Source organism: Thermoflexus sp. (assembly GCF_042408365.1).
Taxonomy (GTDB): domain Bacteria; phylum Chloroflexota; class Anaerolineae; order Thermoflexales; family Thermoflexaceae; genus Thermoflexus.
In genome coordinates this window covers 1-6,958 of the sequence record NZ_JBHOQJ010000259.1, presented here as the reverse complement: position 1 = coordinate 6,958, position 6,958 = coordinate 1, and the positions used below count along the sequence as shown (strand labels likewise).

Sequence of the window (6,958 nt, the reverse complement as noted above, 5' to 3'; positions counted from 1 at the left end):
CTTTGGCGCCCCGCCCGCTCCCAAAACTCCCCCCATTGGGGTGACTATCCCGGCCAGTGGATGTCTGAGTCCCATAGTAGTGCAGGGGGTGGGTGAGATGGGTTATAATGTAAGCCCTCCATCCAATTTGCTGGCAGCGATATGCTGAGCGTAGAGGACTACCGGAGTGACCTATGGGGGATTTTCAGGGATACATGGAACTGATCGGAGTTTCCTTAGGGATCGGGTTGCTGATCGGATTAGAGCGGGAATGGGCGCATAAGGACGTGGGGCTGCGGACGTTCGCCCTGGCGGCGTTGGCGGGATGCCTGGCCTGGCGGATCCACCCCATCGCCGCTTTTCTGGTGTTAGGGGCAGCGATCGCTTTGGTGAGCCTTCTGAACCTTCGCAGCCTGCTGGCGGAGCGTTCCTTGGAGATGACCACCTCAGTGGCCCTGCTCGTGACGCTGTTGCTGGGCATGGTGGTGGCCCAGGGGTATGCGCTGGTGGCAGCGGCCACGGCGGTGCTGGTGACGATGCTGCTGGCCTGGAAGGCGGAGCTGGTGCGGTTCACGGTGGGGCTGTCGCTGGAGGAGCTGCGCTCCATCGTGCTGTTTGGGGTGCTGACCCTGGTGGTGTATCCGCTGTTGCCAGAGGGTCTGCCGCCGTGGCTGGACCCGTTGGGGCTGGTCAGCCTGCGGGAGGCTTGGCTGGTGGTTGTGATTTTGTCGGCCATCGGGTTAGTGAACTACGCGCTGCTGCGGCTGTATGGGGCGCGGGGGATCCATTTCACAGGAATCTTAGGAGGTCTGGTGAACAGCACGGCGACTGTGGCGGAGCTGGCCCGGCGGTGCGGAGGCCAGGAGGCCACGGCTCGGGATCGGGCTCTGGAGGGGATGCTGCTGGCGAACGTGGCGATGATGGCCCGCAACGGGCTGATCCTAGGGATTTTCGCGCCGGGGGCGTTGCTGCACGGCTGGCTGGCCGTGGGGCTGATGGCCGGGGTCACCGGATGGATGGTGCTGCGGATGGCGCGAAGGAGCCAGCAGGCACCGGGGTTGGTGATCCGACTGGCCTTCCCCTTCTCGCTGCGCCATGGGCTGCTGTTTGGGGTGTTCTATCTGGTGATCCGGGCGGCAGTGGGATTGGCGGATCGCTTTCTGGGGCCGGGAGGCTTCATGGTAGCGACGTTTCTGGGGGGGCTGGTGAGCAGCGCCTCGACGGCGGCAGCGGCGGCGACCTTAGCGGCCCAGGGACGGATCCCGATGGAGGCGGCCGGGCTGGGGGTGGTGCTGGCCTCCATGGCCAGCCTACTGTTCCACGTGCCGATGGCCCGACTGGGAGGGCTGGAGGGGACCTGGCTGCGGCGGCTGGGAGCGGCCTCCGCGCTTACCGTCCTTGCCGGGATCATCGGCCTGGCCGTGGAAGGATGGCGGTGAGCTCGCTGTGCTTGTCGAGGCGTGCTTGCCGACCCTTTGAATCAACGAGGATGGTCCGGAAGGCTGCCCCTCGGCAGCCTTCCGGATCCCCGAACGGCTCCGCTCAGAGCGGGGAAGGGGTGGGGGCGCGGGCTTTCAGGAGAGCGAAGTGATCCATAGGGCCATAAGCGCCCCGGCCGAGCTTGAAGGCGCGGGAGGCCTGAAGCAGCGCCGTGAGGTAGTCTTTTGCTTGGCGGATGGCCTCCAAGGGCGGGAGGCCCTTCGCCAGCCCGGCGGCGATGGCTGAGGCAAAGGTGCATCCTGTTCCGTGGGTGTTCACCGTATCCACCCGGGGGGCACTCAGTTCATAAAAATCTCGCCCATCGAAGACGACGTCCACACTGTGCTCATCCCCCTCCAGATGCCCGCCCTTCACCACTACCCAGCGCGGACCCATCTCGTGGATGATCCGCGCCGCCTCCCGCATATCCGCTCGGCTGCGCAGCTCCCGCCCCACCAGCGCCCGGGCCTCATGGAGATTGGGGGTGACCACCAGGGCCAGGGGGAGGAGCCGGCGGACAAGCGCCTCCTGGGCCTCCGGGCGGAGGAGCGGATCCCCGCTTTTGGCCCGCATCACCGGATCAACCACCAGGCGCTCGACGCGGTATTCCCGAAGCTTGTCGGCTACCACTTCGATGATGGCCGCGTTGGCCAGCATCCCGGTCTTCACCGCATCGGCGCCGATGTCGCCCAAGACGGAATCGATCTGCGCGGCGACGAAATCCGGCGGGAGTTCGAAGACCGCCTGAACCCCCTGGGTGTTCTGGGCGGTGAGCGCTGTCAGCACGCTCATGCCGTAAACCCCTAGGGCGCCGAAGGTTTTCAGATCCGCCTGGATGCCGGCTCCCCCGCCGGAATCGGAGCCGGCGATCGTTAGGGCGCGCGGCAACGTGTTCATGGGTTCCCTCCGAAGCAAGAGCTTATGCTGATCTGATCCTGGAAACCGAGGGCTAAGGTTCCTTACTGCCGATCATTTCCGGCCAGCGCTTGGTCGACCGCCTGGCGCAGCGCGCGGGCCGCGGCCTCAGGATCCGGAGCCTGGGTGATCGCGGAGATGACGGCAACGCCAACGGCGCCAGCGCGGATGCATGCGGCGGCGTTCTCCGGGCTCACCCCCCCAATGGCCACCACGGGAAGCCGGGTGGAACGAACAACCACGGCAAGCCCTTCTAATCCGATGAGGATGGGATTCGCTTTGGAGGAGGTGGGGAAGACCGAGCCGGTTCCCAGATAATCCGCGCCGGCGGCTTCCGCTGCTCGGGCCTGATCCGGCGTGCGGGCGGAAACCCCAATGAGCGCCCGAGGGCCCAGAAGGCGCCGTGCGACCTCTGGCGGCAAATCCTCCTGGCCCAGGTGAACGCCATCGGCGCGCAAGGCCAGGGCGACATCCACGCGATCGTTGATCAGGAAAGGGACACCATAGCGCTGGCAGAGCTTCTGAAGCGCTTCCCCCAGTTGGAGCATCTCCCGTAATGGTCCGCTCTTCCAGCGCAGCTGCAGCATCGTGATCCCACCCCGAAGCGCTGCCTCGGCGATCTCCAGCGGCGGCCGTCCAAGAGTTAAATCAGGATCCAGGACGAGGTAAACCCTCAAGTCGGGCCCCATGCGTTCTTCTCCTTGAGGGGCGATGGTTCGCGCGGGAAGGGATAGCGGGGTTGGTCCGACTTTTAGAGGAATTTGGCGACTATCCCTCCGCCGGCATGACCCGGATCAGGTTCGATGGGTCGGTGCCGGGGCCGGCCTATGGCCGGCGAGGCACCCTCTCAGCCCGCTTCCCCGCGGACTCCCCACGTCGCCCCAAGAGTGAAAGGAGAACCCATTCGATCGAAGTTCCATGGCTACTGTAGTTGGAAAAGGAGAGCATGTCAAATTTGCAGTCGTTCTTCACCCCATACACCAAAGGACGTAGGAGCAGACCTTGTGCCTGCCCTTATCTCATCCCACGGCCACACCCAAGCGAAATTCCCTGGAGAAAGATCCCCCACGCGCGTTGGGGCGACGACTTGTGGGTCAGATTCTGCCCGTAACCTTTCCGGCTGGATTTCCGACATGATGGGTGGATCCAGGTCTAAGAGGAGGTGCTTCCATGAAGGCTAATCTTCGGTTTGGAATATTCCTGTTTGGGCTGATGGGGCTGTTGCTTGCCGCTTGCACGATCCCTCCGACGGCGGGGGAAGGTGCTGCAGTCCGCTGGGAGGGAACGGTTGAGGCTGTTCTCCCCGATGGCCTTCAGGTCTCCGGCCGGCTGGTCCGCTGGACTGGCCAGACTCAAATCATCGGGGAGATCCAGGTCGGATCCCGGGTGGAGGTGGAAGGAGTCCAGGCAGGTGAGGCACTCAATGCGGCCCTGATTCGGGTTCGATCACCCGATGAGTCAACGGCTGCGATGGGTAGGACAGCGGCTGGGACCCTGACTTCCCCGCTTCCCACCCCAACCTCCCACGTCGAGTTCAAAGGTGTGGTGGAGGCCATCCTTCCGGATGGCTATCGGATCAGCGGCCAGACCGTGATCGTGACGGCCACCACGCGAATCGAGGGGCCGGTGGCTGTGGGAGCCTTCGTAGAAGTGGAAGGAACGCTTCTGGCTGATGGCTCCGTCCTGGCTCTTAAAATCGAGGTCGAAGGGCCAGAGGCGGAAATCGAGTTCAAGGGCATTGTGGAAGCTGTCCTGCCCGATGGCTACCGGATTGCGGGGCGGACGGTGGTGGTGACGGCTACCACGCGGATTGACGGTCCGATTGCGGTGGGGGTTTTGGTGGAGGTGAAGGGGGTGCTCCAGTCGGACGGCACGGTGTTGGCCTCTCGGATCGAGGTGAAGGATCGGTCTGGGGATGACTGGAGGCGAGGGGATGATAGCAAGGTCGGTAGTGGGGATCGGAGTGGAGATGACGATCATGGCGATCGCGATGATCATCACGATGATGACGATGATCATCACGATGATGACGATTGAGCCCTGAGCGGCTTCTGGATAGAGCTTGGGGATGGGTCGGGTAGTTTGCGATGGCGCTTGGTGCCCGGCCCACCCCATCTTCTGGTCCCTGGACAGCGAGGGGCTGGCTGCTTGAGTCGAAAGCGATACAATGGGGGACGATCGACGGTGGAAACCCTTCTCGAGCGGTCCGGAACGGTGATAGACGAACTTTCCTTGCTAATACGCGCACGGTCCTTGGACCCAGATGCCCTGGCCGAGTTGCATGAGCGTTATTATCGGATGCTGTATTTCTACGTGCTTGGCCGGGTCGGAGAACAGGCGGTTGCGGAAGATATCACCGCGGATGTTTTTATTCGCCTCCTGGAAGCCTTCCATCAGGGACGTGGGCCGGAGCGACATCTGGCGGCCTGGCTGTTCCGAACCGCGGATCATCTCGTGGCGGATCATCATCGGGCACGTTATCGGCATCCAGAGCTCCCTTTGGAGGAGAGTTGGGTTGGCTTATCGGCAGAGGAAGGAGATGATGTAGTGACACGTGAGCGGGTGCATGAAGCGCTGAAGCACCTGACTCCTGACCAACGGGCGGTGGTCCTGATGCGCTTCTGGATGGATCTTCCCCTAACCCGGATTGCACAAGAGCTGGGGAAGAGCGTGGGAGCGGTGAAATTGCTTCAACATCGGGCTCTGACGGCCCTCGCGAAACGATTACGGGATCTAAGGGACGACCATGGCCAAGCGTGAGGATGTCCTGGAAGAGGCTTTACAGCTTATCCGGGCAGGGGTCCCGTTCGAGGAGGTTATGAGCCGTTATCCGGAGCTGGCTCCGGTTCTCCGCGCGGCCCGGATCCTAGAGGGGGCGCGCCCGCCGGCCCCGTCCATGCGTGCGGAGCTGTCCTCCCGGACCGCCTTCCTCCAACGGGCGGAGGCCCTGCGTGCCTCCCGTCGCCAGTGGGCGGGGATCCTGTTCGGATGGGTTCGGTACGCGCCGGCGGGTGCAGCGATCGCTGGCCTGATGCTGATCTTCGGAATCCTCCATGCCCTGGCCCAGGGGAGCCTGCCTGGGGATCCCCTCTATGGGCTCAAGCGGATGGAGGAGCAGGTCTGGTTGGCCCTCACTCTGGATCCGGTGGAGCGGCGTCTGGTGGAGGAAACGCTGGCGGCCCGACGCTGGGAGGAATATCGTACTCTGGCTCAGCGTCGAGGTTCCGGGACTGTGACCTGGAAGGGCCGGATTGAAACGATCGAGGAGACCACCTGGCGTATCGGGGGGGTCGTGGTGGAGATCTTCCCCGAGACCGAGATCCTGGGGCCAGCGGCCTTGGATCAGCAGGCCATGGTGACCGCGTTTCTGGGGCCGGAAGGGCAATTGATCGCAACGCGGATCCGGGTGATCTCCGAGACCCCCACGCCTGCCACGTCCCCCATGCCGACATTCGGACCGACCCCGATGGAGGCGCCTGGAGCGTCCCCCACGCGGGCGTTCCGGCCGACACCAACGCCTTCATCAACTGTCCTACCGATGCCTACCACGCCACCTCCTGTGGCCACCCCAGCGCCGTCGGCGACGGCAACGCCGGCTCCTACTTTCGAGAAAACTCGGGAGCCGACCAAGACACCTACGCCGACCCAGACGCCGGAAGAGAATGGAGAAGAGACGCTCAAATGGGAGGGGATCCTTCAGTCGATTTCTGGATCCACCTGGATCATCGATGGCCGCGCGGTCCAGGTCACCGCGCAGACGGAGATCCGTGGGGATCCGCGGATCGGCGATCGGGTGGAGGTCCAGGCGAGGCGCCAGCCCGATGGCACCCTGATCGCAGAGCGGATCGAACGGGAGGATTAACCCCTCATCTTCCACCATCCGGGGAGCTGGGTGGGAATGATGCACCAACAATGGACATACCGGCTGGCCTGGATGCTGGGTGCCTTCGCACTGGTGATCCTGGGGGCGGCTGCAGGGCGGGCGGCCCAACTCGAGTGGGCTGCTGCTGAGCCAACGGTCGGAGTGCCCCTAACTCCAATCGCGGATCCTGGCACCCCGGTGGCAGGTTCTAACCTGGAACAGTTACTCCAGGAACGGGAGCGGGCTTATCGGGCCTTGATCGCCGAGGCCAACGCGCGCCTGGAGCAGGCTTACCGTCAAATCCAGGAGCTCTCCGCCCAACCGGTTGCCTCTTCGCCCGATGCTCCGGCCATGCCTTCCGGGGCTTCGGTGGCTCTGTCTCCCTCCCGCGTGATCTGGATCGCTATGAACGCCGCCCCAGGGTCCGCTTTAATGAAAGAACCCGAGCTCGTGCTCTTCCAAGGAACGCTCGCTTACGAGGTGACGCTGGATCAGGGGCTGCTATATATCGATGCCAGCACCGGACAGATCCTCTACGATGGCCTCCCGCAGGTCGTTCAAACAGCTCCGTCTGCGGTAACCCAACCTCGGATCACCGTGGGGAAGGGAAGGGAGAGGGAAGACGAAGATCGCGATGATGACGATTAGGCAAGGCGGATCATTTCCCGATCAATCTGGGGAATTTTCGGGGGGTGGGGCCCCCGTAAGCGGCCCACCCCCCAA

Annotated in this window: 7 protein-coding genes and 1 riboswitch; of the genes, 5 read left to right on the top strand and 2 right to left on the bottom strand. The window is 63.8% G+C overall.

The window, feature by feature from the left end; translation table 11 throughout:
- Positions 1-173 precede the first annotated feature (173 nt).
- A complete protein-coding gene (locus ACFMO5_RS11875; protein WP_376792965.1) occupies positions 174-1,418 on the top strand; it encodes an MgtC/SapB family protein in 1,245 nt (414 codons plus the stop codon).
- A gap of 103 nt (positions 1,419-1,521) precedes the next feature.
- On the opposite strand, the gene thiD is transcribed toward ACFMO5_RS11875, so the two are convergent.
- Both thiD and thiE read right to left on the bottom strand, forming a co-directional pair.
- Positions 1,522-2,355, bottom strand: a complete 834-nt coding sequence (thiD, locus tag ACFMO5_RS11870; protein ID WP_376792964.1) for a bifunctional hydroxymethylpyrimidine kinase/phosphomethylpyrimidine kinase — start codon at positions 2,353-2,355, stop codon at positions 1,522-1,524.
- Positions 2,356-2,417: 62 nt separating this feature from the next.
- Positions 2,418-3,062, bottom strand: coding sequence for a thiamine phosphate synthase (gene thiE / locus ACFMO5_RS11865; protein WP_376792963.1), 645 nt, complete (start codon positions 3,060-3,062; stop codon positions 2,418-2,420).
- A gap of 64 nt (positions 3,063-3,126) precedes the next feature.
- Positions 3,127-3,257: riboswitch (TPP riboswitch) on the bottom strand.
- Between the two features lie 286 nt (positions 3,258-3,543).
- Between thiE and ACFMO5_RS11860 the strand changes: the two genes are divergently transcribed.
- The 4 genes from ACFMO5_RS11860 (at position 3,544) to ACFMO5_RS11845 (ending at position 6,883) form a co-directional block, all read left to right on the top strand.
- Entirely contained in the window at positions 3,544-4,410 is an 867-nt protein-coding gene (locus tag ACFMO5_RS11860; protein WP_376792962.1) for a DUF5666 domain-containing protein, read from the top strand.
- A 111-nt stretch (positions 4,411-4,521) separates the two neighbouring features.
- Complete coding sequence (locus ACFMO5_RS11855; RefSeq protein WP_376792961.1) at positions 4,522-5,133, top strand: sigma-70 family RNA polymerase sigma factor; 612 nt, start codon at positions 4,522-4,524, stop codon at positions 5,131-5,133.
- A complete protein-coding gene (locus tag ACFMO5_RS11850) occupies positions 5,120-6,235 on the top strand; it encodes a DUF5666 domain-containing protein (protein WP_376792960.1) in 1,116 nt (371 codons plus the stop codon). The genes ACFMO5_RS11855 and ACFMO5_RS11850 overlap by 14 nt, the downstream gene beginning before the upstream one ends.
- 39 nt (positions 6,236-6,274) lie before the next feature.
- Entirely contained in the window at positions 6,275-6,883 is a 609-nt protein-coding gene (locus tag ACFMO5_RS11845) for a PepSY domain-containing protein (protein ID WP_376792959.1), read from the top strand.
- The last annotated feature ends 75 nt before the right edge of the window (positions 6,884-6,958 follow it).

Excerpts from the sequence above, each read along its gene's own strand:
- ACFMO5_RS11875 (WP_376792965.1), top strand. The coding sequence starts at position 174 with ATGGGGGATTTTCAGGGATACATGGAACTGATCGGAGTTTCCTTAGGG.
- thiD (WP_376792964.1), bottom strand. The coding sequence starts at position 2,355 with ATGAACACGTTGCCGCGCGCCCTAACGATCGCCGGCTCCGATTCCGGC.
- thiE (WP_376792963.1), bottom strand. The coding sequence starts at position 3,062 with ATGGGGCCCGACTTGAGGGTTTACCTCGTCCTGGATCCTGATTTAACT.
- ACFMO5_RS11860 (WP_376792962.1), top strand. The coding sequence starts at position 3,544 with ATGAAGGCTAATCTTCGGTTTGGAATATTCCTGTTTGGGCTGATGGGG.
- ACFMO5_RS11850 (WP_376792960.1), top strand. The coding sequence starts at position 5,120 with ATGGCCAAGCGTGAGGATGTCCTGGAAGAGGCTTTACAGCTTATCCGG.
- ACFMO5_RS11845 (WP_376792959.1), top strand. The coding sequence starts at position 6,275 with ATGCACCAACAATGGACATACCGGCTGGCCTGGATGCTGGGTGCCTTC.